Raw genomic sequence first — 23,585 nt, 5'->3', positions numbered from 1 at the left:
TGGTTGTGAGGTTCAGACGGAGACAGGCTCGGTGGTGGCCGCCGCGTGCTCGGCGTCCTCCAGGGCGGCCAGGTAGCGCTCGGCGTCCAGGGCGGCCGCACAGCCGGTGCCGGCGGCGGTGATCGCCTGCCGGTAGGTGTGGTCCACGAGGTCGCCGGCCGCGAACACGCCGCGCAGGTTGGTCTCGGTGCTGCCCTCCTTGACCAGCACGTAGCCCTCGTCGTCCAGGTCGACCTGGCCCTTGACCAGCTCGGAGCGCGGGTCGTGGCCGATCGCGATGAACAGGCCGGTGGCCGGCAGCTCCCGGGTCTCGCCGGTGACGGTGTCCTTCAGCGTCAGGTGGGTCAGCTTGTCGTCACCGTGGATCTTGTCGACCGCGGAGTTCCACTGGAACTCGATCTTGTCGTTGGCGTACGCCCGGTCGGCCATGATCTTCGAGGCCCGCAGCTCGTCGCGGCGGTGCACGAGGTGCACCTTCTTCGCGAACTTGGTCAGGAAGGTGGCCTCCTCGACGGCGGAGTCACCGCCGCCGACGACCGCGATCTCGTGGTCACGGAAGAAGAAGCCGTCGCAGGTCGCACACCAGGACACACCGTGGCCGGACATCCGGTCCTCGTCGGACAGGCCGAGCTTGCGGTAGCCCGAACCCATCGCCAGGATGACGGCCTTGGCGCGGTGCTCGGTACCGGCCGAGTCGGTGACCACCTTGATGTCGCCGGTCAGGTCGACCTTGGTCACGTCGTCGGCCACCAGTTCGGCGCCGAAGCGCTCGGCCTGGGTGCGCATCTCGTCCATCAGCGCCGGGCCCATGATGCCCTGCGAGAAGCCGGGGAAGTTCTCCACCTCGGTGGTGTTCATCAGCGCGCCGCCGGCGGTGACGGAGCCCTCGAAGACCAACGGCTCCAGTGCCGCGCGGGCGGCGTACACCGCGGCGGTGTAACCGGCGGGGCCGGAGCCGACGATGATGACGTTGCGAACTGTGGTGGAGTCGCTCATTCAGGCGTTCCTCGTGTCGTCGAGACAGTGACGTCGTACTCAACGGATCCTAGAGGCCGACCATTCCCACGGTACCCATCGCCGGGCCGCCGTACCGCATCGCCGTACGGTTTGTGAATTCAGCGGTTGCGCAGGGTGACCGTGGTCTCGAAGAACGAGGTGGGTACGCCGCCGGGGACGCTACATCCGGTGACCGCGAAGACCTGGATCTCCCGCGGCTGCGCACCTTGCAGCCCGATGATCGTGGCCCGCTTACCGTCGATCTTGGCGGGCTGGACCAGCCGGACGTTCGAATTCGCCTCGCCGGCCGCGAACGACCGGGCGCACGACTGCTCGTCGGTCGAGCCGTGCAGGATCGAATTCGGGGTGTTGTCCAGCCACCGCTTCGTCGACGAACCGATGTCCTTGGTGTTGACTGCCACCGCGTCGGCCGGAGGGGTGTTCGGGTCGGCGGCGGCCGCGCCGTCGTTCGCCTGGTCCTTGGTGGCGATCACCACGCCGACACCGAGGGCGGCGATCAGCACCACACCGGCCGCGGCGCCGAGCAGCTTCGGCAGGTGCCGGCGCGGCTCCTCGCGGATCTGGGCCAGCGAGTGCACGCCGACCGTGGACGCGCGCAGCACCGACTCGGACACGATCACCGAGTCCAGGTGCTCGGCGACGTCGGCCGGCATCGGAATGTCGCTGCGGCCTTCCTCGGCCAGGTCGGTGGTCAGTTGCAGAAGTGCGTCGTACGTCTGCTGACAGTCGGGGCATGCCTTCACATGCTCACGAGCGCGGTGCGCCTCGGGGGCAGGCAGCAGGTTCTCGATCAGGTCGGCGATCGTGTCCGTGTCCAGGTGCTCGAGGTGCTCACTGGTCGGCAGACCGGGATCGGTCATCGGGGGCTCGCCTCCTCACGGGAGGTCAGCGGCGTGGTCATAGGAAAACTCCGGTCGGAGGTGTCTGTCGTCCGGTCGCCAGAGGCAGGCGACTTCGCTAGGACGGGTAACCGGGTCATTCGGTTCCCACCGCTTCCGCGGCGGATTTCTCGGGTACGTCGGACTGCCGGGTCGTCTGCCAGTGCCGCAGCAGCGGGAGCAGCTTGGCGCGACCGCGGGCGCAGCGCGACTTGACCGTGCCGGGGGCGCAGTCGAGGATCGCGGCCGCCTCCTCGATCGAGTAGCCCTCCATGTCGACCAGGACCAGCGCAGCGCGCTGGTCCTCGTTGATCTGCTTCAGTGCGTTCAGCACGTCGAGTCTGCGTTCCCGGACCTCGGCCGGGTCTTCCTCGGTTGGCCCGGCCAGCTCGGCGGCCCGGTCCTCGTCCTCGGGCAGCGGGTCCGCGGCGCGCACCTGGCGGCGGCGGATCCGGTCCAGACAGGCGTTCACCACGATCCGGTGCAGCCACGTGGTCACCTTCGCGTCCCCGCGGAACGAGTCCGCCCGCCGGAACGCCGAGATGAACGCCTCCTGGAGCGCGTCCGCGGCCTCCTCGGGCTCACCGAGGGTGCGGATCGCGACCGCCCACATCCGGTCCCGGTGCCGCTTGACCAGGAACCCGAACGAGTCCGGGTTGCCGGACACGTGCATCCGCAGCAGCTCGTGGTCGTCCAGCTGGTCGTAGCTCACCGGTCCGCTCGCCGGGGCAGGCTGCGCCGCGCCCTGCGGGACCGGCTCGTCCGCGCCGATCCGCGGGACGTCCGGCCGGGGCGGCGGATTGCCCGAGTCCACGTGAGCGGTCATTTCTGGATCGTGACCTCCGAGATGATGCCCTGATAACCGTCGGACACCTTCGGCAGCTTGGTCAGCCACACCAGCACGTACTGCGACTGAGTCCCGGCCGGCAGGGCCACGTTCACCGTACCCTCGGGCTGGTCCTCCTTGGACGCCACGGCCTTCCAGCCGTCGATCGACGACGGCGGCTTGGTGGTGTCACCGTTCGGGATCAGCACCTGGAGGCTGGTGTCGTCACCCTCGAGGGCGATCGCGACGCTCGAGACGGAGGTCTTCGCGCCGAGGTTGTAGTAGATGCCGACGCCCGGCTTCAGGCCGCCGAGGTTCGGCTTGTTCCGGTAGGACTGCGTCTTCCAGTTCGTGGACGGGTCGCCGTCGTAGGTGTTCTTCACGTCCTTGGGGTGCTCGACGTCGTCGCCGTCCGGGTCGAAGTCCTTGGCGCTCGCAATGACCGCCTTCCCGCCGGTGGTCGCCGACGGGGTGGTGCTGGTCTGCGGCGGGGCACTGCTCTTCGTGCCGCCGTCGCCGCTGCCCTGGTCGTTGTTCATCGCGCCCTTGAGCAGGAACTGCGCCATCGCGATCACCGACAGCAGGGCGAGGATCGCGAGCAGGATCAGGATCCGGCCGCCCCAGCCGCCCTTGGCCTTCGGCTCCTCGTGCCGGCGCCGGCCGTTCCCGTTCGACGGCGGCGGTGGCTGACGGCGTACCGGACGGGTGTCGGTGGACGGGTTGTACGCCGCTTGCGGCGGGCGGTATCCGTTCGGCTCCGGGTCGTACGCCGGTTGCGGGGTCGGGTCGATCGCCGGCGGCGGGGCCTGCGGCACCACCTGGGTGGCGTCGTCGACGCTGCCGTTCTGCCGGGCGACCTGGACGGTCTCGTCCATCTGGTTCGGCGGCTCGTGCGAGCTGCCGACTACGCCGGACAGCGCCGCGGACAGACCGGCCGCGCTCGTGATCGGCGGCGCGTGGTGCCGCGGCGGGTCACCGAGCAGGCGGTCGCAGATGTCGTCCAGCGAGCGGGGTACGCCGGCGCGCACCTGGCGCGGGCTCAGCAGCCGGCCGTGCTCGACGGGCGCGGGCTGCATGCCCCAGGCCGGCGCCGGACCGGGCCAGCGGCCGGTCAGCGACGCGAAGAGCAGTTGGCCGAGGGAGTGGACGTCCTCCTCCGGCGAACCGGCACCGGACGACCGCAGTGCCGCCTCGGTGGCCACGCCGATGACCTTGATCGCGCCCGCGTCCGTGATCACCACGGTTGCCGGGCTGATCGCTCCGTGCGCGTAGCCGGTGCGGTGCAGGTTCTCGAGGGCCTCGGACACCTCACGGGCCAGCCAGCCCGCCTGCTGCCCGGTGAGCGGTCCGCTGCCGAGCATCCGCTCCAGCGTCCGGCCGCCCGCCCACTCGCGAACGCAGTACGTCACGCCGTCGTGCATGTCGCAGTCGAGCACCCGCAGGAACCGCGGGTCGTTCGCCGCGGCGGCCCGGCGGGCGGCGTCGAAGAGCAGATTGGTCCGGGGATCACCGACCGGCAGGACGTCGACGACGACCGCGCGGCTGAGGACCTCGTCCACGGCACGCCACACCCGGGCGCCGTCGATCTCCGCGAGCAACTCGGCGATCCGGTACCGCCCGGCCAGGAGGGCACCAGGGCTCACGGTCTGGTTCGACACGGTGTCTCTCGCCCTCCTTGATACCCAGCGGCCTGATCGCAGGCCCCATGTTAGTGCCCCGCTGACCGGACAGGTGGTGCACTAATGCACAAGCGGTCCGGATCAGCGGCGGATCGGCAACTTCGATGTGACCATGGACACCACGTCGTTGACCTCGTGGATACGGAGTACCCGCGACACGGCGGCGTACACCGGCAGCATCACGATCGCCGCGACGGCCAGTTGAAGGATCGCGCCGAGGGGTCCGGACCAGTCGATCGCGAGGCTCAGCAGCCAGAGCACCACGCGGCCCGCGCCCGCGCCGGCGACCGCTGCGATGACCATCGCGAGCAGCGGGAGCCCGATCCCGGCGCCCGGGACCCGCGGCACCCTGCGCCGCAGGACCGGCCGGGAGATCAGTACGGCGACCAGGTACGCCAGCGCGTACGCCCCGCCGAGGACCACACCGCTGAACCGGAGGTGCGTCTGGTCCAGCAGCACCCGGACTCCGATGACGGCCGCCGCGATGTTCGTCGCCGCGATCACGCACTGCAGGAAGAACGGCGTACGGGTGTCCTCGAAGGCGTAGAACGTGCGGAGCTGGAAGTACTGCACGGTGAACGGCACGATCCCGAGCGCGAGCGTCATCAACGTGTACGACATCAGCGTCAGGTTGTTCTTACCCGATCCGTACCCGGCGATGATCGTCACGATCGGATAGGCGAACGCGATCATCGCGGCCGCGGCCGGTACGACGATCGCGAGCGTCTGCCGGATCGACCGGGCGGACATCCGCCCCACCTCGGCGGTGTCCCCGTCGGCCGCCAGCGCGGACATCTGCGGCAGGGCCGCGGTCGCGAGCGAGACCGTGACGATGCCGTGCGGCACCAGGATGATCAGCATCGCGGTGCTGTACGCGAACAGACCGGCCTTCGCGCCCGGGTCGCTGGAGGCGCTACCGGCGATGGCGAGCTGGGTGACGACGACCAGCGTCACCTGGTTCACGGCGACGAAAAGAACGGTCCAGATGCCCAATCGGGCAGTGTGTCCCAGACCAGTTCCGCGGAGGCCGAACTTCGGCCGGTAGGTGTGTCCGCTCGCCTTCAGATAGGGCAGGAGCACCAGCAGCTGTACGGCGATGCCCACCGTGTGCCCGAGACCGAGCAGCAGCTCCTCGCCGTGGCTGTACGTCGGCGGGTTGTCGCCGACCCGGTAGATCAGCAGGAACACCACGATCGACGCGCACGCGACGATGTTGTTCGCGATCGGCGCCCACATCATCGGACCGAACCGGCGGCGCGCATTCAGCACCTGCCCGACCAGGACGAACGCGCCGTAGAAGAAGATCTGCGGCAGGCAGAGCCGGACGAACATGATCATGTTCGCCTTCTCGGTCAGCCGGGACGGGTCGTGCAGCTCCTTCGGCAGGTACAGCTCGGCGATCGCCGGCGCCAGCAGCACACATGCCACCGTGACGATCGCGAGTACGACGAAGCCGAACGTCAGGATCCGGTTCGTGAAGTCCTGGCCGCCGTCCTCGTGGTTCTTGATCGCGCGCACCAACTGCGGGACCAGCACGGTGTTGAAGACGCCGCCGGCCAGCAGGATGTAGAGGCTGTTCGGGATGGTGTTCGCGGCGGTGAAGATGTCGCCGCGCAGCGCCGTACCGATGGCGGCCGCGAGCAGGGCGATCCGGATGAATCCGAGCAGGCGGGACAGCACCGTTCCGGCTGCCATCACCGCCGCGGAGCGCAGGGTGCGGTCAGCCATCCTTCGAACCGACTCCTTCTTTCAGGGACGCATCCGGAGCTTCGGGTACGCCGTTCGCCTCGGGGCGATCGTGGGCGGGATCAGAGGTGTCGGCGCCGTCGGCGTCCGTGGTGTCGGCGGTGGCGCCGGTGGTCGCGGCGGCCGTGTTGCGGCGCTCGGTGCGGACGCGGCGGTAGATGCGGACGAACGACGTACCGAACAGCAGGGCGCAGGCGGCGCCGACCAGGATCCAGCCGACGCTGCCGTACTGGCTGGCCTGGATCAGCAGCTCCTGGGGCTTGCCGACCGGCCTGCCGTCCGCGTTGGTCACCTGGGCGTTGGCGCGGATCAGACCGTTCTGCTCGGCGCTCGCGGTGATCCGCGGCGTCCACTTCTGCCCCGGGCCGAGGACAGCGGTCTGCAGCGGCTTGATCTTCAGGTCGGACCGGTTCGCCGAGCTGACCACGATGCCGACCCGGACCGACCAGTCGGTGCCGTTGGTGATTGTCAGCGGGAACGTGCCCTTGCTGCCGGCCAGGTTGACCTTGATCTCCTTGCGCAGCCCGCGGTCCACGCTCGCGTTCACGAGGTGCACCTTGCCGAGCTGCTGGTTGGCCGAGCCGAGCTCGATCGCGGTGAAGTGCCGGGCCTCCTCGGCGTAGCCGTTCCAGCCGGACGAGGTGGACCGCAGCAGCGCCTGCGTCATCACCTCCGGCAACGCGTTCCCGTCGACGAGCAGGTCCTGCATCGTGGTGGTCGCGTCGTCGAGCTGCCTGATGCTGTCCAGCTGGGTTTCGGTCAGTACGCCGTTCGTCTTACCCGCGACCGGTGCCCTGGTGGTCAGCGGTCTCGGGTTGGCCGCGACCACGCCGGCCACGTCGGTGGCCTTGATCCACGGCAGCGACAGGCTGCCCGCGAGCGCAGCGGTCGCGCGGCCGTCGCTGTCCCAGCCGCGGGGCGGCGCGACGACCACGGACGCGGTGCCCTTGCCGCCGGCTGCGATCAGCGCGGTGACGGCCGCGAACCGTTGCCGGACCTGGAGCGGGCTCTCGGCGGTCTCCGGATCCGGACCGCCGGTCGTCAGGGACGAGTTCGCGATCACCGTGCGGACGGCCTGATCGGGGCCTTCCGGCGTGAGTACGTCGTACACAGGGCTGGTGGTCAGCACCGGGCGGGTCGCGGGCGACCACGACGAGCTGCTGACCAGGTTCAGGTCGTCGGGGGTGGCACCGGCGAAACCGACGGATGCAGCGCCCAGGTAGCGGCCGGCGGCGGCACCGCCCTCGAGCGACAGGCCGTTGGTGAAGCCCGGGGCCAGTTCGCCACCGGACCGCTCGGTCTTCGTGCGGGCCCGCCCGACGAGCTTCTTCAGCGGATCGCCCGAGTCCAGCAGGCTTGCCACGTCAGGGTCGCCGTACGGCAGCAGCACGACCTGGTTGCCTCGGGTCCGGCCGGCGTCGAACTCCCTGAGCCAGTTGGTTGCGACGGACTGTCCGGTGCCGGTCGTCGTCTGGCCGTTCTCGCCGACGACGACGTACCCCTTGGCCAGCTGCCGGATCTCGTCGAGCATCGCCGGGTCGACGAGCCAGGTGACCAGGTGCTGCCGGCCGAGCGCGAGCAGCCGGCCGAGCGATCCGGTCGGAGCCAGCGACGTGGCCAGCGACTCGTTCGCGAAGTTCTTGCCGCCGAGCTGGGTCGGGCGGTGCCGCAGCGGGACGACGAGAGCGGTGTTGACCGGACGGGTCAGCGGCTCCTTGCCAAGCACCGGCATCAGGGTGCGGGCCCGGCCGGCCATGATCCGCGAGCTGTTCGGCGGCTGGCCCCGGAACGCGACGCCGACGACGTACACGCCGGTCTGGTCGTTGATCCGCCATTCCTTCCACGGCACCGTGAGCGTGAACTCAACCGTTTCCTTCGGCGCCAACGGCTGTTCGAACGGCTGGAAGGTCTGCTCGTCGTTGGCCAGGTTGCGGCAGCTGTCGCGGTCGCTCATCGGGATGTTCTGCTCGGTGGAGATCGCGTCCAGCGCCGCCGTACTGGCCAGGCGGGTCCGGTCGATACAGGCGAGGGCCTGGGGCTCCTCGAACGTCACCGAACTGGTGTTGGTCACCCGGCCCTTGATCACGACCTGCTGGCCGGGCTTCGGAGCCGTGGGGCCGAACGAGTCGATGGTGACCTGGACGGCGGGCTCGTCGGCAGGCGCCGCCTCGGCCTCCGCCGGAGCGCCTAGAGTCGCTGCCGAGGCAGCAACCACAAGGCAAGCTCCCGCCACCGCGGAGAGCCTCAGTCGCCGTCTGAACACGCCGTCACCGTAACCTAGTTCCCCGTGTCACCCTTTGCCGACCAGTCAGCCTCCGCCGGATCGTTGCCCGCCGCACAGCGGCGAGCCGTCCAGGCCCTGCTGGAACTCGCTCCAGTGGTCGACGAACTGGGCCACCGGTTCGCCGACGCAGGCCACGAGATCGCCCTGGTCGGCGGTCCTGTCCGGGACATTCTCCTCGGCCGGGGGAGCAAGGATCTGGACTTCACCACGTCAGCGCACCCGGACGTGATCGAGCGGTTGCTGTCCGGCTGGGCGGACCATGTCTGGGACATCGGCAAGGCGTTCGGCACCATCGGTTGTCGGAAGGGCGAGTGGGTCCTGGAAGTCACGACGTACAGGTCGGAGACCTACGATCCCACCTCGCGCAAGCCGGAGGTGTCGTACGGCGACAGTCTGGAAGGCGACCTGGCCCGCCGGGACTTCGCGATGAACGCGATGGCGGTCCGGCTCCCGTCGCGGCAGTTCGTCGACCCGTACGGCGGGATGGAGGACGTCGCGCACCAGCGGATCCGGACTCCCGGTACGCCGGAGGACTCGTTCTCGGACGACCCGCTGCGGATGATGCGGGCAGCCCGGTTCGCGGCGCAGCTCGGGTTCACGCCCGACCCGGCCGTGGTGACCGCGATGACCGCGATGGCCGACCGGATCACGATCGTGTCCGCCGAGCGGGTCCGCGACGAGCTGGAGAAGCTGATCTGCGCCGACCACCCGCGGATCGGGCTCGATCTGCTGGTCTCGACCGGGCTGGCCGAGCACGTGCTGCCGGAGCTGCCGGCGCTGCAGCTGATGAAGGACGAGCACCAGCGGCACAAGGATGTGTACGAGCACTCACTCACCGTCCTCGATCAGGCCATCGATCTGGAATCTCGTCTGTCTGTTCCGACGCCCGATTTCGTCGTTCGGTTCGCGGCACTCATCCACGACATCGGGAAACCGAAGACGCTGAGGTTCGAGGGCGCGCGGAAGGTGACGTTCCACCACCACGACGTGGTCGGGGCGAAGCTGGCCCGGAAGCGGATGAAGGCGCTGCGGTTCAGCAACGAGCAGATCGAGCAGGTCAGCAAGCTGATCGAGCTGCACCTGCGGTTCCACGGGTACGGCGACGGCGAGTGGACGGACTCCGCCGTACGCCGCTACGTCCGGGACGCCGGCGACCAGCTCGAGCGGCTCCACATCCTGACCCGCGCCGACTGCACCACCCGCAACCGCCGCAAGGCCGAGTCGCTCCGGGCTGCCTACGACGACCTGGAAACCCGCATCGAGCGCCTCCAGGAACAGGAAGAACTGGACTCCCTCCGCCCCGACCTGGACGGCAACCAGATCATGCAGATCCTCGGAATCTCCCCGGGCCGCGAGGTTGGCGAGGCCTATAAATTCCTGATGGAGCTCCGCCTCGACCAGGGCCCCCTCGGCGAAGACCAAGCCCGCGAAGAACTCCTCCGCTGGTGGTCCGAGCGCAGCTCCTGAGAGGCTGAGGCATGGCGGAACGCGTGCAGATGACGGTGGTGCAGGTCCGGATGGACGACCGGTGGCGCGGGGTCGCCGTGATCGATGGCCGGGACTACCCGGACCACCAGGCCTACGATCGCGCCGTCACTGAGGCATTCAAGCAATGCAAACTGCCTGCCCAGTTCTCGAGCCGAGACGTCTATCCGGACGAACCGCCGTACCCGCTGCCGTCCTGGGCGGACTATCTCGCCGGACGCATCGAAGAACGCGCCCGCGAACTCCTGGCGGACTACCACAACGAGGACCTGCCCCCGGGCTTTCCACGGCATACCGCGGACGCCTTCAGGGCCTTCCAGGTCACGCCGTACGAGGAGTGGCTGATCTTCACCACCGATGGGTTCAGCAACCAGACCTTCCTGGTCAGCGATCCGATCGTGTACGTTTCGCCGGGCTGGGAGAGCTACGAGGACGCCCTCACCGCGGCCCGCGCCTTGAAGAAGAAACGCGGCTAGATCGGCTGCGCCTCTTGCGAGGTGTACGCGGTGGCGATCGTCTCGGCCGACTCCGGGTGCGGCAGGTAGGTAACGGACCCGATGGCCGCCACCGGGAGCGCCGGGTCGATCGAGTTCGTCAGGTAGGCCGCGTCGTACGTCGACAGGTCGGCAAGGCGGATCGGAGTCGTCTCGAACGCCGCCAGCCCGCGCTGCAGCACCTGCTGCCGGATGCCGTTGAGGACGGGCGCGGCCGGGAACACGATCGAGGTGCCGCGGGCGAAGCAGATGTTCCAGATGGAGGCTTCGGAGAGCTCGCCCGTTGCGGTGTGGAAGACCGCGTCGTCGTACCCGGCCTGTTTGGCGGCGCGGGCGTAGTAGGTGAGGCCGAACGTGCCGGTGTGCTTGAGGTGCGGGACGGCGCGTTCGTGCTGGTAGGCGAGCAGACGGAGCGAACCGGTGCCGGCGGCGACCGGAGGGCCGACTCGGGTCAGCAGGTGGAGGTCGTCGTCGGCGAAGACGTTCATGCGGATCGAGAGGTCGCCGGAGCCCGCCTGGTCGAGCGCCGCGCGGAGATCGGCGCGGACGCGGTCCTCGGGGAGCGGTCGGCCGAAAACCTCCCGCGTACTGCGGTCCAGCCGCTTGAAGTGCAGGTCCAGCCCGTCGACGTGACCGTCACGAACCTGCATCGAGGTGAAGTGACCGTACGACGTTGCTCGCAGCAACATCGCGTCGACCATCGGTAACGGGGCGCCGTCCAGCAGCAACAAATCGCTCACAACACCCTAGTCTCGCGGTGTGGACGTTTGGAGCATCATCGGGTGGGGCGGATCCGCGTTGGTCGTGTGGTCGTTGTTGCAGACGCGGATCCTGCGGCTACGGCTCCTGAACCTGATCGGCTGCGTGATCCTGGTCGGGTTCAACGCGGTCGTCGGCGTGTGGCCGATGGTCGGTATGAACGCGGTCCTCGCGGTCATCAACGTCGTACATCTCTGGCGACTGCTCCGGCACCGGCACGACGAGGCGGAGTACCAGGTGCTCCCGGTGAACTCGGCTGACGCGTACCTCGGGTACGTCCTCGAGCGGCACCAGAAGGACATCACCCGGTTCAACCCCGGCTTCACACTCGCGGCGAGCCCGTACGCGTTCCTGGTCCAGCACGGCGACCGCACCGTCGGCGTCGTCCTGGCCCACGACGCCGGCACCGGCCGAGCACAGATCGACCTCGACTACGTGGTGCCGAAGTACCGCGACTTCACGCCAGGCGAGTTCGTCTACCGCCGCAGCGACGTCTTCACGGACCATGGATTCCACCAGGTCATAGCCCCACCCCGAATGCGCGACTCCACGCCGTACCTGAAGAACCTAGGCTTCCACCGCGAGGGCGAAGACCTGGTGCTGAACCTCTAGAGGTCCTTGGCGTAGCAGAGGGACGCGACTTCGTTCTCGAACGGCGGGTACGGCGGGGTGGGACGGTAGCCGTGGTTGGTGTAGAGCGCGATCGCCTCGATCTGCTTGGTGCCGGTCTCGAGACGGAGTTTGCTGAGCCCCGCTGTCCGGGCCTGTTCCTCGACGACCTCGAGGAGCATGCGGGACAGGCCCCAGCCGCGGGCGGACGGGACGACGTACATCCGCTTGATCTCGCCGAGCCCCGGCGCGACCGGCTGCAGTCCGACGCAGCCGACCGGCGTTGCTTCCAGCGTCAGCACCGTGAACGCGATGTCGGGGTGCAGGCCGACGAGCGGCTGGTCCTCGCCGTACATCGCTGCCAGCTCGGCCTGTTGCGCGGTGGTCAGCGCCAGCACCTCCGCGTCGGTCGGCGGCGCCGTTCGCAGTTCCACTCCCTCGATCACCATGCCATCGGACGGTAGCAAGATGGCATGACGCTCCTGTTTCCGTTTCCTCTCCGTGGTCTGATGTGCGAGTGAGGACGTTGGAGGAGATCGCCGCCGGAGTACGGGACGGCGCGCTGGATCCGGTGCGGTTGGTCGAGGACGCGCTGACGCGGGCCGCCGCTGCGGCGGACCTGAACGCGATCGTGCACCTGGACGTCGACGGTGCGCGGAAGGCAGCCGCGGCTCACGACCGGACCGGTGCGCTGGCCGGCGTACCCGTGCTGGTGAAGGAGATCATCGAGGTCGAAGGCCTGCCGTACCGCTGCGGTTCCGCGTCCATGGACGAGGTCGGGCAACAGGACGCTGAGGTCGTACGGCGGTTGCGCGCAGCCGGTGCGATCGTGATCGGGCTGTCGCACACGCACGAGTTCGCCTACGGCTGCTTTGGTACGTCGAACCGCGTCGGACCGTGCCGGAACCCGCACGACCCGTCGCGGATGACTGGTGGCTCCAGCTCCGGATCAGCTGCTGCAGTGGCGGCCGGTGTGGTGCCGTTGGCAATCGGCACGGACACGGCGGGCTCGGTGCGGATCCCGGCCGCGTTGTGCGGGGTCGTCGGCTTCAAACCGTCGTACGACACGTTGCCGACCGATCGGGTCTTCCCGTTGTCCAAGAGCCTCGACCACGTCGGCGTACTGACGAGAACCGCGTCGGATGCCGCTTACGCGCTCAACGTGCTGGCAGGCGTTGCTGTCCGGCCGCCGCGTAAACCCCGCCTCGGGGTCGTGACCAACCCGGAGTATCTCCAGCTCAGCCCCGAGGTCAGTACTGCTTGGTCTGCTGCCTTGCAGACGCTCGAAGCCGTCGAGGTGCAGCTGCCCGACTGGTCCACCAGCTATTCGACCGCAGCGAACATCCAAGGACCTGAGGCAGTCGCCAGCCACCGCGGCCGATCACAGGACCTGTACCAGCCTGACGTCCGCCTGCGACTGCTCGAAGCCGCACAGGTGGAGCCCGCGGACTACGAGCGAGCAAAGGCGGACGCGGCACGCATCACCGCCGAACTGGACGCAGTCCTCGCCGACGTCGACGCGGTAGTGACCCCGACCGTCCTGACAACCGCACCGCTCATCACCGCAGCGGCCGACGGCGGCCTCGACATACGCAGGCAGCTGATGAACAACACGCGCCTCGCGAACCTCACCCGGCACGCGGCCGTCAGCCTGCCGATTCCGGCTGACGGCCTCCCGGTCGGCCTCCAGGTCATTGCTGCGAGCAACGAACGGGCCGCCGCGGTCGCGTGCTGGATCGAGGCTCAGCGGTAGATGCGTACATCGGCCAGGCTCCACCAGTTGCCGGCCGTACCGTTCTGCGTGATCCGGATGTAGCGCGCTCGCGTCGGTGGTAGGTCGATTGTCGTCAACTGACTGTTCGACGTACCGCTGGCTACCGTCCGCCAGTTGCTCCCGTCGTTGCTGACGGCAACCGACTGGCCGTGTGCGTAGTCGCCGAGGTTCCCACCGCTGTCCAACGCGACCTGCCGGAACGTCTGCGTCCTACCCAGGTCGACCTGCACCCACTGGCCAGGAGCCTGCGCAGTCTTGCTCTGCCACACAGTCGATCCGTCCGCGTCGATCAGCAGCCCGGCATCGGCTCCGTTGACGCTCGCTGTCGCGCTCCGAGCTGTCAGCTCCTGCGGGACGTCCGTGGTCACAGGCCCCCAGGTGTACGTCGCGATCGACCCACCCGGCAGCTCGTACTCGAAGGACTCGTCGCCGACCGCCACCGCGAACGACCGCGGCTCGTCGTTTTCGTTGTGTACCAGGAGCGCCGTCGTACCGTCGGGGTTGCGGAACGCGGCCGACATCAGTTGCCCGTTCCATCCGGTCGTCCCGTACGACGTACTCCCGATCCGCACCGCGCCCGGCTTCACGAACTTCGACAGGTGACCGATCGTGTAGTACTCCGCGTCCGTCGACACCGACCCGTCCGGCTGCAGCGTGACGAGGCCGGTGCAGGTGTCGCAGCCGCCGAGGTGCGGGCCGCCCGTCGAGTCGAGTGCGATGTTCCAGTTGACGACCGACTTCGCCCAGTTGCGCGTCGTACCGAGCATCAGCGTCCGCGCGTGCCAGGTGAGCGTGCCGCGGAAGATCTGCGGCGGAGTGTCATTCGGCCCGTGCGAGCCGGAGCACTCGGTGAACCAGATCCCCTTCGACGGGAACGCCTTGTGCAGGTCCGTCTGCTTCGACGGGTCGCCGGAGTAGCAGTGGTACGCCGTACCAGCGATCCACTTCGCCGCCGAGGTCTGCAGCAGTTTGTACGGGTAGTCGGTCTCCGGGTCCTCACCAGGCGGGGTGGAGGCGACGTCGCCGGGGTGCGTGGTCCAGTTGTGGTCGTACCCGAGGATCTTCGTCCGCGGGCTGACCTTCTGCAGCAGCGGACCCAGGGCGGTGATCACCGCGGCTTCCTGCCGGACGGGCAGGTCGGTGCCCGGATATGCGCTCGGCTTGCGGTTCTGCGGCTCGTTCTGGATCGAGAGGAAGTCGACCGGTACGCCGGCCCGCGTGTAGGCCTGAACGAACTTCACCAGGTAGCGCGCGTACGCGTCGTACACCTTGGGGTCGTCCTTCAGGCGGCCGCCGACGAGAGAGTCGCCGGTCTTCATCCACGCCGGCGGGCTCCACGGCGTCGCCATCACCTTGAGCGCCGGGTTGAGCTGCTTGGCGCGGCGGAGCAGTGGCAGCACCTGCTCCTCGTCGTGCGCGATGCTGAAGTTCCGCAGCCCGAAGTCGGTCTGGCCGGCAGGTACGTCGTCGTACGTGTAGTGCTCGGCCGCGGCCGTGAAGTCGGACGAGCCGACCGGCTGCCGCAGGAAGCTGACGCCGATGCCCTGCCGCGGGTCGAACAGTTTGCGCAGCGTCTGCTCGCGGTCGGCCGGGCTGAGGCGGTACAGGACACTCGCCGACGAGTCGGTGATCGAGGCGCCGAAGCCGTCCATCGTCTGGTACGTCGTCCGCGGGTCGACCGTGATCGTGGTCCGATCACTCGCGCCGTCGTGGAACGAGACGGGTGCGCGCTCGTGGAGCAGCTCGGTGCGGTCGGGCGTGGTGACCCAGACGTTGACTTGAGTCGTCGGGGGATGGGCCTGAGCGGGGCCGGTGAGTGACGCCACCGTGAGAGCAAGGGCGACGCCGAGGGCGGGTGTTCTCATCGCACACTCCTCTGGATGAAACAAACGTCCTCAGCGAACGCTCGCCGTCCAGGCCTGTCAAGGTCTGGGAGCGTGACGCTAGAGTGCTGAGCGTGAAACATCGGGATGTAACAAATGCCGCGCGGTAGAGCGACCGTGCGGGACGTCGCGGCCGCGACCGGAGTGTCGATCGCGACGGTGTCCCGCGTGCTCAACCAGCAGGGCAGCGTGGCGCCCGAGACGCGGCAGCTCGTCGAGCAGGCGGTCGAGGAGCTTGGGCTGCGCGCGCCCGCCCCGCGCGGAGGTACGGCGAAACCCGTCGACGGCGCCGTCTACGTGCGCTGCCCGTACGTGCTGACGGACTACTTCGGGCTGATCGTGTCGTCGATCGCGGAGACGCTGAACCGTCATGGTCGGCAGGTCGTCCTCAACGCCGGCGAGGCCACGCAGCAGGATCCGGCGCTCTCGAGCCTGGCGTCCCGCCGGGGGATCGGCGGCGCGATCCTGATCCTTCCGCCGGAGCCGAGCGAGGACCTGGTCCGGCTGAGTTCGCGGCGGTTCCCGTTCGTCGTCGTCGATCCTCGTACGGCGCTGCCTCGTGACATCCCGTCCGTGTCCGCGGCTCACCACTCCGGCGCGCGGCAACTTACGTCGTACCTGACCGGGCTCGGGCACACGCGGATCGGTGTGATCGCGGGTCCGCGGGAGTGGCTCGCCGCCGACGCGCGGCTGAGCGGTCATTCGGCTGCGCTCGCGGACGTCGGCATCCTCCCCGACCCGTCGCTGGTCCGGCACGACCAGCCGACCACGGAGCATGGGTACCGAGCCGCGGCGTCGCTGCTCGACCTCGATCCGCGGCCGACCGCCTTGGTCGCCTTCAACGACAAGGCCGCAATCGGCGCGCTCCAGGCTGCTGCGGAACGCGGCCTGTCCGTTCCCGGCGATGTGTCGATCGCCGGCTTCGACGATCTCGACCTTTCGCGTGCGACGACCCCGCAACTCACCACCGTCCGCCAGCCGTTGCAGGAGATGGGCCGAATGGCCGTCAGCTTGTTGATCCGCCTGCTGGAGCGCCACGAGGTCGAGGCCCTGCACGTCGAGCTCGCGACGGAGTTGATCGTCCGCGGCTCGACCGGGTTCGCTCCGGGCTAGGGGATCCGGAGGCGTGTCGCGCGGGTGCGGAGGTAGCGCTGCTCGGACGTGTTGGTAGCGAGCTTGGCCGCCGTCAGGTAGGTGTCGGAGGCCGTCGCGTGATCACCGCGGAGCTCGAGCAGGTGCGCGCGGACGGCGTGGTACCGGTGGCCACGAGTCGCGCGTGGGTCGGCTGACAACGTGTCGAGCAGTGCCAGGCCGGCGTCGGGCCCGTGCACCATCGCGGTCGCGACTGCGCGGTTCAGACGGACGACCGGACCGTCCAGCAACGGCTCCAGCAAGTTGTACAGGGCGAGGATCTGCCGCCAGTCGGTCTCCGCGGCTGTTTTGGCCTCGCTGTGGACGGCGGCGATCGCAGCCTGCAACTGGTACGGCCCGAGTGCGGTCGTACGCATCGCCCAGGTGATCAACTCGGTGCCCTCGGCAATCGCATCCCGATCCCAGCGCGACCGGTCCTGCTCGTGGAGCGGTACCAGTGCACCGTCGGCCGTCGTCCGCGCAGAACGGCGAGCGTCGGTCAGGAGCATCAGTGCGAGCAGCCCGGCCACCTCACCGTCGCCGGGCTGTACGTCAGACAGCATCCGGGTGAGCCGGATCGCCTCGCGCGCGAGCTCGACCCGGCCCAGCTCGTCACCCGCCGTACTCGTGTAGCCCTCGTTGAAGATCAGGTACAGCACCTGCAGTACTGCGGTCAGCCGCTCCGCATGCTCGTCGGGCGGACGGAACGGCTGCCCGCGCAGCTTCTGCTTGGCGCGGCTGATCCGTTGCCCGATCGTCGCCTCGGGAGCGAGCAGAGCCTTGGCGACCTCACTGGTGGTGAGACCGCCGACAGCGCGGAGCGTCAAGGGGATCTGGGACGCGATCGGCAACGCCGGGTGGCAGCAGAGGAACAAGAGGGTCAGTGAGTCGTCGGACGCGCTGATCTGCGCCGGCGCGACATCCGGCGTTCGGACGACGTCCTCCCGCCGCCGACGGGACTCCTCGTTGCGCAGCAGGTCGATCAGCCGGCGCGAGGCGACCCGGATGAGCCAAGTGCGCGGCTCATCCGGGACACCCTGTTCGGGCCATTGCTGCGCTGCGACCAGGAGAGCTTCCTGGACCGCGTCCTCACACGTCTCGAAGTGCCCGTACCGGCGGACGAGTGCGCCGAGCACCTGTGGTGTGAGGCTCCGCCACAGCTCCTCCATCGTCAACTGTCCGGCCGGATGTCTCCCGGGCCGGCCATGATGGGCCGTACCTCGACGATGTCGCCGACGGCGTTGACAATCCGGGCCGCGATCGCCATCACCCGGTCGTGGCTGTCGCAGTCCACGATCGCGAAGCTGGCCAGGACTTCCTTGGACTCGGCGAACGGCCCCTCACTGGAAATGGGGCCGGCGTCGGTACGGCGTACGGTGCGGCTCAGAGCGGGATGCGCGAGCCCTTCGGTGCCGATCAGCTCTCCGGTGGCGGTCAACTCCGCGGCCAGATCTTCGTAGAACTTGCACATCGCGACGTACTCCGGGCTGGTCACGTCGACCGTGTCCCAGCCACTCTGGTCGCCATAGGCGAGAAGTAGGTACTTCATCCGACTCTCCCTCAGACCGCAGTCCGGACCATGGTGGCGTGGTATCCGCCGCCCGGGTACACCCAGTCTCCGGTGAGGCGGTCGCCGCCGTCGGAGAAGACGCCTTTGAAGTACCCGGGCGATCCTTTGAAGCCACCCCAGATGGTCAGCTCGTCGCCGGCCAACTCGTACACGTAGTCGAGGGTATTGCCGTCGGCGTCGTACACCCGCGACTTCACCTCGGTACCGCGCTCGCCGCCGAACGGGTGCTCGTAACCGATGATCTCGGTGATCCGGACCTGATGACCGTCGTGGTCGAGCGCACCGCGCTGGATCAGGAAGTGGCCGCCGTCCATCCACTCGAAGCTGGTCGTTCCGGTCACGCCGCCGGAGACGGCCCAGGTGCCGACCAGGCGGGCGAGTTGCTGCAGTTCGTTGCTCATGTCCATTGTCCTCTCTGGTTCCTGCTTGTGCTGCTACCTCGAAGCTGCCGGACGGCTTTCGACAGGTCCGGGGTGTCCAGATCTGGAGTTGGCTGATGCGCGAAAGGGCTCGGTTGTGGCAGGTTTTGGGCATGAACCTTCGGATCGGCATTGCCGGGATCGCTATCGAGTCCAGCACGTTCTCGCCTCACCGGGCCGGCCTGGCCGATTTCGACGTACGGCGTGGGGACCACCTGCTGGAGCGGTACGACTTCCTCGGCAAGGACTGGGCGCAGGGCATCGAGTGGGTGCCGCTGCTGCACGCGCGGTCTCTTCCCGGCGGTGCGGTGCTGCCGGAGGTGTACGACGACCTGTCCGCGGAGATCATCACGCGCCTCGAGGACGCCGGCCCGTTGGACGGGTTGTTCTTCGACATCCACGGCGCGATGAGCGTGGTCGGGCGGCAGGACGCGGAGGCTGACCTGGCGACGCGGATCCGTTCCGTGCTCGGTCCCGACGTACTCGTGTCGGCGTCGATGGACCTGCACGGGAACGTGTCCCGCGAACTCGGTACGGCGGTCGATCTGATCACGTGCTACCGGATGGCGCCGCACGAGGACGCGATGGAGAGCCGCGAGCGTGCCCTGCGGAACCTGGTGGAGCGGCTGCGGTCCGGGCTCGGGAAGCCGGGGAAAGCGTGGGTCCAGGTGCCGGTGCTGCTACCGGGCGAGAAGACGTCGACGCGGCTCGAGCCGGCCAAGTCGATCTACCGGCGCGTGGGCGAGATCGCGGACGAGCCCGGCGTACTGGATGCGGCTGTGTGGGTCGGGTACGCGTGGGCCGACGAGCCGCGGTGTCGTGCGGCCGTGGTTGTCACGGGCGACGATCACGCGTTGATCACCGAGCGCGCCACTGAGTTGGCGAAGGCGTACTGGGATGCGCGCGACGGGTTCGCGTTCGTGGCGCCGACCGGGACGCTGCAGGAATGCGTTACAGCTGGGCTTGCCAGCACAGCCCGTCCGTTCCTGATCAGCGATTCGGGTGACAACCCGACCGCCGGTGGTGCCGGTGACACATCCTGGACTCTTGGTCGGCTGCTCACGATCGAGGAACTGACGGCCGGCAAGGCCACTGCGATCCACGCGAGCATCGCGGACGCCGAGGCGGTCGCCGCGTGTGTCGCGGCCGGTGTCGGGAATCCGGTCGAGGTCACCGCCGGCGGCAAGGTCGACTCCGGTCCCGCCGGTCCGGTCGCCCTGTCCGGCACCGTGTTCTCGATCTCCGAGGATCCCGTCGGCGGCACGGTCGCGGTCGTGCAGGTCGGTGGGCTGCACTCGATCCTCACGACCCGCCGCAAGCCGTACCACCACCTCGCCGACTTCACCCTCCTCGGCCTCGACCCCGCGGCCACCGACCTGGTCATCGTCAAGATCGGCTACCTGGAACCAGAGCTCTACAACCTCGCCGCCGACTGGCTCCTGGCCCTAACCCCCGGCGGCGTAGACCAAGACCTCCTCCGCCTCGGCCACCACGCCGTACTCCGCCCCCTCTTCCCCTTCGACCCCGACATGCCGGACCCGGACCTAACTCCAGAAACCTGGTGACCTAGGCGATCAATAGGCTCTTCCCCATGTCCGTTGCCGAACGTGAAGAATTCATCGCGAGAATCGATCGCGCCCTGCCCGGCGCCGTTGTCGAGAGACTCACCGAGGCCGTCGCGCAGCGGTTCGGCGACGAGCAGCCCGAGCTGGCCGGCCAGATGAGCGAGGCCGACCCCGGCCGCCGGCTCCAGGTGATGGCGGAGGCGCTCGTGGAGAACTCGGCACGACGCGCGGCGGACAACGGGATGCAGTACGTCCCCGACGAGGTCAGCAGGTCGGCCGAGGTGGAGTTCACGAGCCTGGAGATGGCCCGCGCTCTGCAGGAACCGGCGGAGCACGGCATGCAACCACTGTTCGCGGACGGCAAGTACTTCGCGGACCGGGCGTTGAATGCCGGCGGGCTCGCCGTCACGGGGATCACGATGCACGACATCCGTGGAGGCCTGGACAGCTCGGGCCGGCTGCCAGGCCCGCAGTACCCTGCGCCCGACAATCCCGCCCCGGACTGGGTGCAGGAGAAAATCGAAGGGCTCGCCGCGGAATACGGCAGCGTGCTGGCCGACCACCGCAGTCAATACGCGGCAATGGAGGCGATGCGACACTCCGGCATCGGCATAGGCAACGCGGCACCGGCCGCGAAGGGCGTCAGTGGTGACGCCGCGAAGGCGGTCAGCGGTGACGGCGCCAGGTCGGGCCATCGCACAGTCAAGACCCGACCCACCGGCCCCCATCTCGGCTCCAACTGAGCGGAGCGATGAGGTAGGCCTGCGTGGCACGCGTGGGAGGGACTAGAGCTTGCGCAGGAGGTGCAGGGCCTCGATTGCGTGGTTGATGAGGTCTTCGGGGGTGTAGGGGCGGGCCTTTTCGGGGAGGCCGGACCATTCGATAGCTAGGTCCTCGGTGTACGAGAGCCACGCGTGGATGCGGAGGTACTCGCGGGACTCGGGCTCGTCGGCGACCTCGGGGGTGCCGAGGTAGGTGAGGATGCGCTTGGTCAGGCCGGCGCGCGTCTCGTCGTACACCTTGACGGCGAAGTCGTCACCGCCGGCGGCGCCGCGGACGAAGGAGATATAGGCGGTACGCCGACGTGTGATGAAGGCGACGAATTGGACCAGCATCTCGCGGAGCTGCTGCTCCGGCGCCAGGTTCTCGTCCGGTTTCGTGACCCGGAGCAGGCGGCGGCCGGCCGCGGAGATGACGGCGAGGTAGTAGTCGCGTTTGCTCGGGAAGTAGTGGAACAGCAGCCCGCGGGAGATTCCGGCCTCGCCGGCGATCTCGTCGATGGACAGCTCGTGGATCGGTTTGTCGCGAAGCATCATCAGGCCGATTTTGACCAGTTGCTTCTTGCGGTCCTCCGCTGACAGTCGGTGATCCATGCTATTGAGCATTGCTTAGAGGCTGAGCTACGGTCAACCCGAGGGAGAGGAGTCTTGATGGGGTTCGAACCTTCGGCCCGGGCTCAAGATCTGGTCGCCCGCGTGGAGAGCTTCCTGCGCAGCGAGATCGAGCCGGTCGAGGCAGAACTGCACACTGCGATCCGCACCGCCGGTGACCCGTGGCAGCCGCAACCGATGATCAAGGACCTGCAGGCGAAAGCCCGTGACGCAGGCCTGTGGAACCTGTTCCTCCCGCCCGCGGAACCAGGCAACGAGCAGTACGGCGAAGGCCTCAGCAACCTCGACTACGCCCCGATCGCGGAGCTGACCGGCCGGTCGTTCATCGCGCCGTACATCTTCAACTGCAACGCGCCGGACACCGGGAACATGGAGGTCCTGCTCCGGTACGGCAACGACGACCAGAAGAAGCGCTGGCTCGAACCGCTGCTGGACGGGACGATCCGGTCCGCGTTCTGCATGACCGAGCCGGACGTCGCGTCCTCCGACGCCACCAACATGCAGGCGACCGCGGTCGTGGACGGCGACGAGGTCGTCCTGAACGGCCGCAAGTGGTGGAGCACCGGCGTCGGCCACCCGGACTGCGAGCTGCTGATCTTCATGGGGCTCACCGAGCCGGAGGCCCACCGGTACGAGCGTCACACCATGGTCCTCGTTCCGCGCGACACCCCGGGCGTGAAGGTCGAGCGCCTGCTTCCCGCGATGAGCAGGTACGACGAACCGCACGGCCACGGCGAGGTGTCGTTCACCGAGGTCCGCGTACCGGCCGCGAACATCCTGGTCGGACCGGGCAAGGCGTTCGAGATCGCCCAGGGCCGGCTCGGACCGGGCCGCGTGCACCACTGCATGCGGCTGATCGGTCTGGCCGAGAAGGCACTCGAGCTCGCCCTGCAGCGCGGCACCAGCCGGACCGCGTTCGGCAAGCCGCTCGTCAACCTCGGCGGCAACCGCGAGCGGATCGCGGACGCGCGGATCGCGATCAACCAGGCACGGTTGCTCGTGCTGCAGACGGCGTACCTGCTGGACACGCAGGGGCTCGTGGGCGCGTTGAGCGAGGTCAGCCAGATCAAGGTCGCCGTACCGCGGATGGCGCAGGATGTCATCGACATGGCGATCCAGTTGCACGGCGGCGGTGGGCTGTCCGACGACTTCCCGCTCGCGGCCGCGTGGACGAGCGCCCGCGCGTTGCGGCTGGCCGACGGGCCCGACGAGGTGCATCGTGGGGTGATCGCGAGGATCGAACTCGCGTCCTACCTCGCGGCGGTTCAGGAGGCCAAGTGAGTCGGGTTCTTGTCACCGGCGCCGCGAGCGGTCTGGGCGCGGCGCTGGTGGCGCGGTTCGTTGCCGACGGCCACCAGGTGCTCGGCACCGACGTGTCGGAGGACAGTCCAGGCGACGGTACGGCGTACCTGAAGCTTGATGTCCGTAGCCCGGAGGACTGGGATGCCGCGGTCGCGTGGTGCGAGGAGAACTGGGGCGGACTGGACATCCTGGTGAACAACGCCGGGATCGCGACCGGCGGGCGGATCGACGTCGAGACGCTGGACGAATGGGACCGGGTCGTCGACATCAACCTGATGGGCGTGGTCCGCGGTTGCCGCGCGTTCGTCCCGCTCTTCAAACGGCAGCATTCCGGCCGGATCGTCAACACCGCATCCGCGGCCGGGCTCGTCCACCCGCCGATGATGAGCTCGTACAACACGGTGAAGGCCGGCGTCGTCGCGCTCTCCGAGACGCTCTCGCATGAGCTGCATCCGTACGGCGTGAACGTGTCGGTGGTCTGCCCGTCGTTCTTCCGGACCAACCTCGCGGACTCGATCCGGGGCGCGGACAGTGCGATGGGCGCGACCGCGCGGCAGCTGATCGAGAAGTCGCCGCGGACCGCCGACGACATCGCGGCCGCCGTCCTCGACGGGATCAAGAAGCAGCGGTTCCTGATCGTCCCGGACCGGCCGGCGCAGCTCGCCTGGCTGACCAAGCGGTTCGCCCGCCCGCTGTACGACCGCCAGATGCGCAGGATCGCCACTCGCGCCCACGAACGGGCGGGCGAGACCCGTTCGCCGGACGGACGGTGA

The 23,585-nt window shown here is 68.7% G+C and carries 22 protein-coding genes; 9 read left to right on the top strand and 13 right to left on the bottom strand.

Translation table 11 applies throughout. The annotated features are described in order from the left end of the window. Positions 1 to 12: 12 nt before the first annotated feature. The 6 genes from trxB to ACLJOO_RS11135 form a co-directional block, all read right to left on the bottom strand. Positions 13 to 996: a thioredoxin-disulfide reductase gene (gene trxB / locus ACLJOO_RS11160; protein WP_410786809.1), complete on the bottom strand. Its 984-nt coding sequence runs from the start codon at positions 994 to 996 to the stop codon at positions 13 to 15. Positions 997 to 1,115: 119 nt separating this feature from the next. Then, entirely contained in the window at positions 1,116 to 1,877 is a 762-nt protein-coding gene (locus tag ACLJOO_RS11155) for an anti-sigma factor family protein (RefSeq protein WP_410786808.1), read from the bottom strand. A gap of 115 nt (positions 1,878 to 1,992) precedes the next feature. After that, the gene (sigM, locus tag ACLJOO_RS11150) at positions 1,993 to 2,721 is read right to left on the bottom strand and encodes an RNA polymerase sigma factor SigM (protein ID WP_410786807.1); all 729 of its coding nucleotides are present in this window, start codon (positions 2,719 to 2,721) and stop codon (positions 1,993 to 1,995) included. Then, positions 2,718 to 4,379, bottom strand: a complete 1,662-nt coding sequence (locus ACLJOO_RS11145; protein ID WP_410786806.1) for a protein kinase family protein — start codon at positions 4,377 to 4,379, stop codon at positions 2,718 to 2,720. Before ACLJOO_RS11145 ends, sigM begins: the two co-directional genes overlap by 4 nt. A 102-nt stretch (positions 4,380 to 4,481) precedes the next feature. After that, positions 4,482 to 6,128 carry a murein biosynthesis integral membrane protein MurJ gene (gene murJ / locus ACLJOO_RS11140; protein WP_410786805.1) on the bottom strand — a complete coding sequence of 549 codons (1,647 nt, stop codon included), beginning with the start codon at positions 6,126 to 6,128 and terminating at the stop codon, positions 4,482 to 4,484. After that, positions 6,121 to 8,409 carry a hypothetical protein gene (locus ACLJOO_RS11135; RefSeq protein ID WP_410786804.1) on the bottom strand — a complete coding sequence of 763 codons (2,289 nt, stop codon included), beginning with the start codon at positions 8,407 to 8,409 and terminating at the stop codon, positions 6,121 to 6,123. Before ACLJOO_RS11135 ends, murJ begins: the two co-directional genes overlap by 8 nt. Before the next feature lie 63 nt (positions 8,410 to 8,472). Between ACLJOO_RS11135 and ACLJOO_RS11130 the strand changes: the two genes are divergently transcribed. Together ACLJOO_RS11130 and ACLJOO_RS11125 are read left to right on the top strand one after the other, a co-directional pair. Continuing rightward, positions 8,473 to 9,897 carry a CCA tRNA nucleotidyltransferase gene (locus ACLJOO_RS11130; protein ID WP_410787144.1) on the top strand — a complete coding sequence of 475 codons (1,425 nt, stop codon included), beginning with the start codon at positions 8,473 to 8,475 and terminating at the stop codon, positions 9,895 to 9,897. Between the two features lie 11 nt (positions 9,898 to 9,908). Then, complete coding sequence (locus tag ACLJOO_RS11125) at positions 9,909 to 10,391, top strand: hypothetical protein (RefSeq protein ID WP_410786803.1); 483 nt, start codon at positions 9,909 to 9,911, stop codon at positions 10,389 to 10,391. Here the strand turns inward: ACLJOO_RS11125 and ACLJOO_RS11120 are convergent. Further along, positions 10,388 to 11,149, bottom strand: coding sequence for an aminotransferase class IV (locus ACLJOO_RS11120; RefSeq protein ID WP_410786802.1), 762 nt, complete (start codon positions 11,147 to 11,149; stop codon positions 10,388 to 10,390). The genes ACLJOO_RS11125 and ACLJOO_RS11120 overlap by 4 nt on opposite strands. A gap of 19 nt (positions 11,150 to 11,168) precedes the next feature. Between ACLJOO_RS11120 and ACLJOO_RS11115 the strand changes: the two genes are divergently transcribed. Continuing rightward, a complete protein-coding gene (locus ACLJOO_RS11115; protein WP_410786801.1) occupies positions 11,169 to 11,780 on the top strand; it encodes a hypothetical protein in 612 nt (203 codons plus the stop codon). On the opposite strand, the gene ACLJOO_RS11110 is transcribed toward ACLJOO_RS11115, so the two are convergent. Then, positions 11,777 to 12,226, bottom strand: a complete 450-nt coding sequence (locus ACLJOO_RS11110) for a GNAT family N-acetyltransferase (protein ID WP_410786800.1) — start codon at positions 12,224 to 12,226, stop codon at positions 11,777 to 11,779. The two genes, ACLJOO_RS11115 and ACLJOO_RS11110, sit on opposite strands and share 4 nt — an antisense overlap. A gap of 68 nt (positions 12,227 to 12,294) precedes the next feature. Between ACLJOO_RS11110 and ACLJOO_RS11105 the strand changes: the two genes are divergently transcribed. Beyond that, positions 12,295 to 13,530 (top strand): amidase, encoded by a 1,236-nt coding sequence (locus ACLJOO_RS11105; RefSeq protein ID WP_410786799.1) that lies wholly within the window; start codon positions 12,295 to 12,297, stop codon positions 13,528 to 13,530. On the opposite strand, the gene ACLJOO_RS11100 is transcribed toward ACLJOO_RS11105, so the two are convergent. Continuing rightward, positions 13,521 to 15,416, bottom strand: coding sequence for a discoidin domain-containing protein (locus tag ACLJOO_RS11100; protein ID WP_410786798.1), 1,896 nt, complete (start codon positions 15,414 to 15,416; stop codon positions 13,521 to 13,523). The genes ACLJOO_RS11105 and ACLJOO_RS11100 overlap by 10 nt on opposite strands. A gap of 114 nt (positions 15,417 to 15,530) precedes the next feature. Between ACLJOO_RS11100 and ACLJOO_RS11095 the strand changes: the two genes are divergently transcribed. Next, positions 15,531 to 16,547 (top strand): LacI family DNA-binding transcriptional regulator, encoded by a 1,017-nt coding sequence (locus ACLJOO_RS11095; RefSeq protein ID WP_410786797.1) that lies wholly within the window; start codon positions 15,531 to 15,533, stop codon positions 16,545 to 16,547. Here ACLJOO_RS11095 and ACLJOO_RS11090 read toward each other — a convergent pair. The 3 genes from ACLJOO_RS11090 to ACLJOO_RS11080 are packed head-to-tail and all read right to left on the bottom strand — an operon-like array spanning position 16,544 to position 18,536. Then, a complete protein-coding gene (locus ACLJOO_RS11090; protein ID WP_410786796.1) occupies positions 16,544 to 17,734 on the bottom strand; it encodes an RNA polymerase sigma factor in 1,191 nt (396 codons plus the stop codon). The two genes, ACLJOO_RS11095 and ACLJOO_RS11090, sit on opposite strands and share 4 nt — an antisense overlap. 2 nt (positions 17,735 to 17,736) lie before the next feature. Continuing rightward, positions 17,737 to 18,114 (bottom strand): YciI family protein, encoded by a 378-nt coding sequence (locus ACLJOO_RS11085; RefSeq protein WP_410786795.1) that lies wholly within the window; start codon positions 18,112 to 18,114, stop codon positions 17,737 to 17,739. 11 nt (positions 18,115 to 18,125) lie between these two features. Continuing rightward, on the bottom strand, positions 18,126 to 18,536 hold the full coding sequence (locus ACLJOO_RS11080; RefSeq protein WP_410786794.1) for a hypothetical protein: 411 nt from the start codon (positions 18,534 to 18,536) through the stop codon (positions 18,126 to 18,128). Positions 18,537 to 18,667: 131 nt separating this feature from the next. Here ACLJOO_RS11080 and ACLJOO_RS11075 point away from each other — a divergent pair, with 131 nt between their 5' ends. Both ACLJOO_RS11075 and ACLJOO_RS11070 read left to right on the top strand, forming a co-directional pair. Then, complete coding sequence (locus tag ACLJOO_RS11075; protein ID WP_410786793.1) at positions 18,668 to 20,119, top strand: M81 family metallopeptidase; 1,452 nt, start codon at positions 18,668 to 18,670, stop codon at positions 20,117 to 20,119. Between the two features lie 26 nt (positions 20,120 to 20,145). Then, the gene (locus tag ACLJOO_RS11070) at positions 20,146 to 20,862 is read left to right on the top strand and encodes a hypothetical protein (protein WP_410786792.1); all 717 of its coding nucleotides are present in this window, start codon (positions 20,146 to 20,148) and stop codon (positions 20,860 to 20,862) included. Between the two features lie 42 nt (positions 20,863 to 20,904). Here the strand turns inward: ACLJOO_RS11070 and ACLJOO_RS11065 are convergent, their stop codons facing one another. Continuing rightward, complete coding sequence (locus tag ACLJOO_RS11065; protein WP_410786791.1) at positions 20,905 to 21,492, bottom strand: TetR/AcrR family transcriptional regulator; 588 nt, start codon at positions 21,490 to 21,492, stop codon at positions 20,905 to 20,907. A 57-nt stretch (positions 21,493 to 21,549) separates the two neighbouring features. Here ACLJOO_RS11065 and ACLJOO_RS11060 point away from each other — a divergent pair, with 57 nt between their 5' ends. Further along, the gene (locus ACLJOO_RS11060) at positions 21,550 to 22,791 is read left to right on the top strand and encodes an acyl-CoA dehydrogenase family protein (protein ID WP_410786790.1); all 1,242 of its coding nucleotides are present in this window, start codon (positions 21,550 to 21,552) and stop codon (positions 22,789 to 22,791) included. Further along, complete coding sequence (locus ACLJOO_RS11055) at positions 22,788 to 23,585, top strand: SDR family oxidoreductase (RefSeq protein ID WP_410786789.1); 798 nt, start codon at positions 22,788 to 22,790, stop codon at positions 23,583 to 23,585. Before ACLJOO_RS11060 ends, ACLJOO_RS11055 begins: the two co-directional genes overlap by 4 nt.

The sequence above is a fragment of the Kribbella sp. C-35 genome (genome assembly GCF_046549195.1).
Classification (GTDB): Bacteria; Actinomycetota; Actinomycetes; order Propionibacteriales; family Kribbellaceae; genus Kribbella.
Note: the sequence above shows the minus strand (reverse complement) of the source record. Positions and strands in the feature narration are given on the sequence as shown.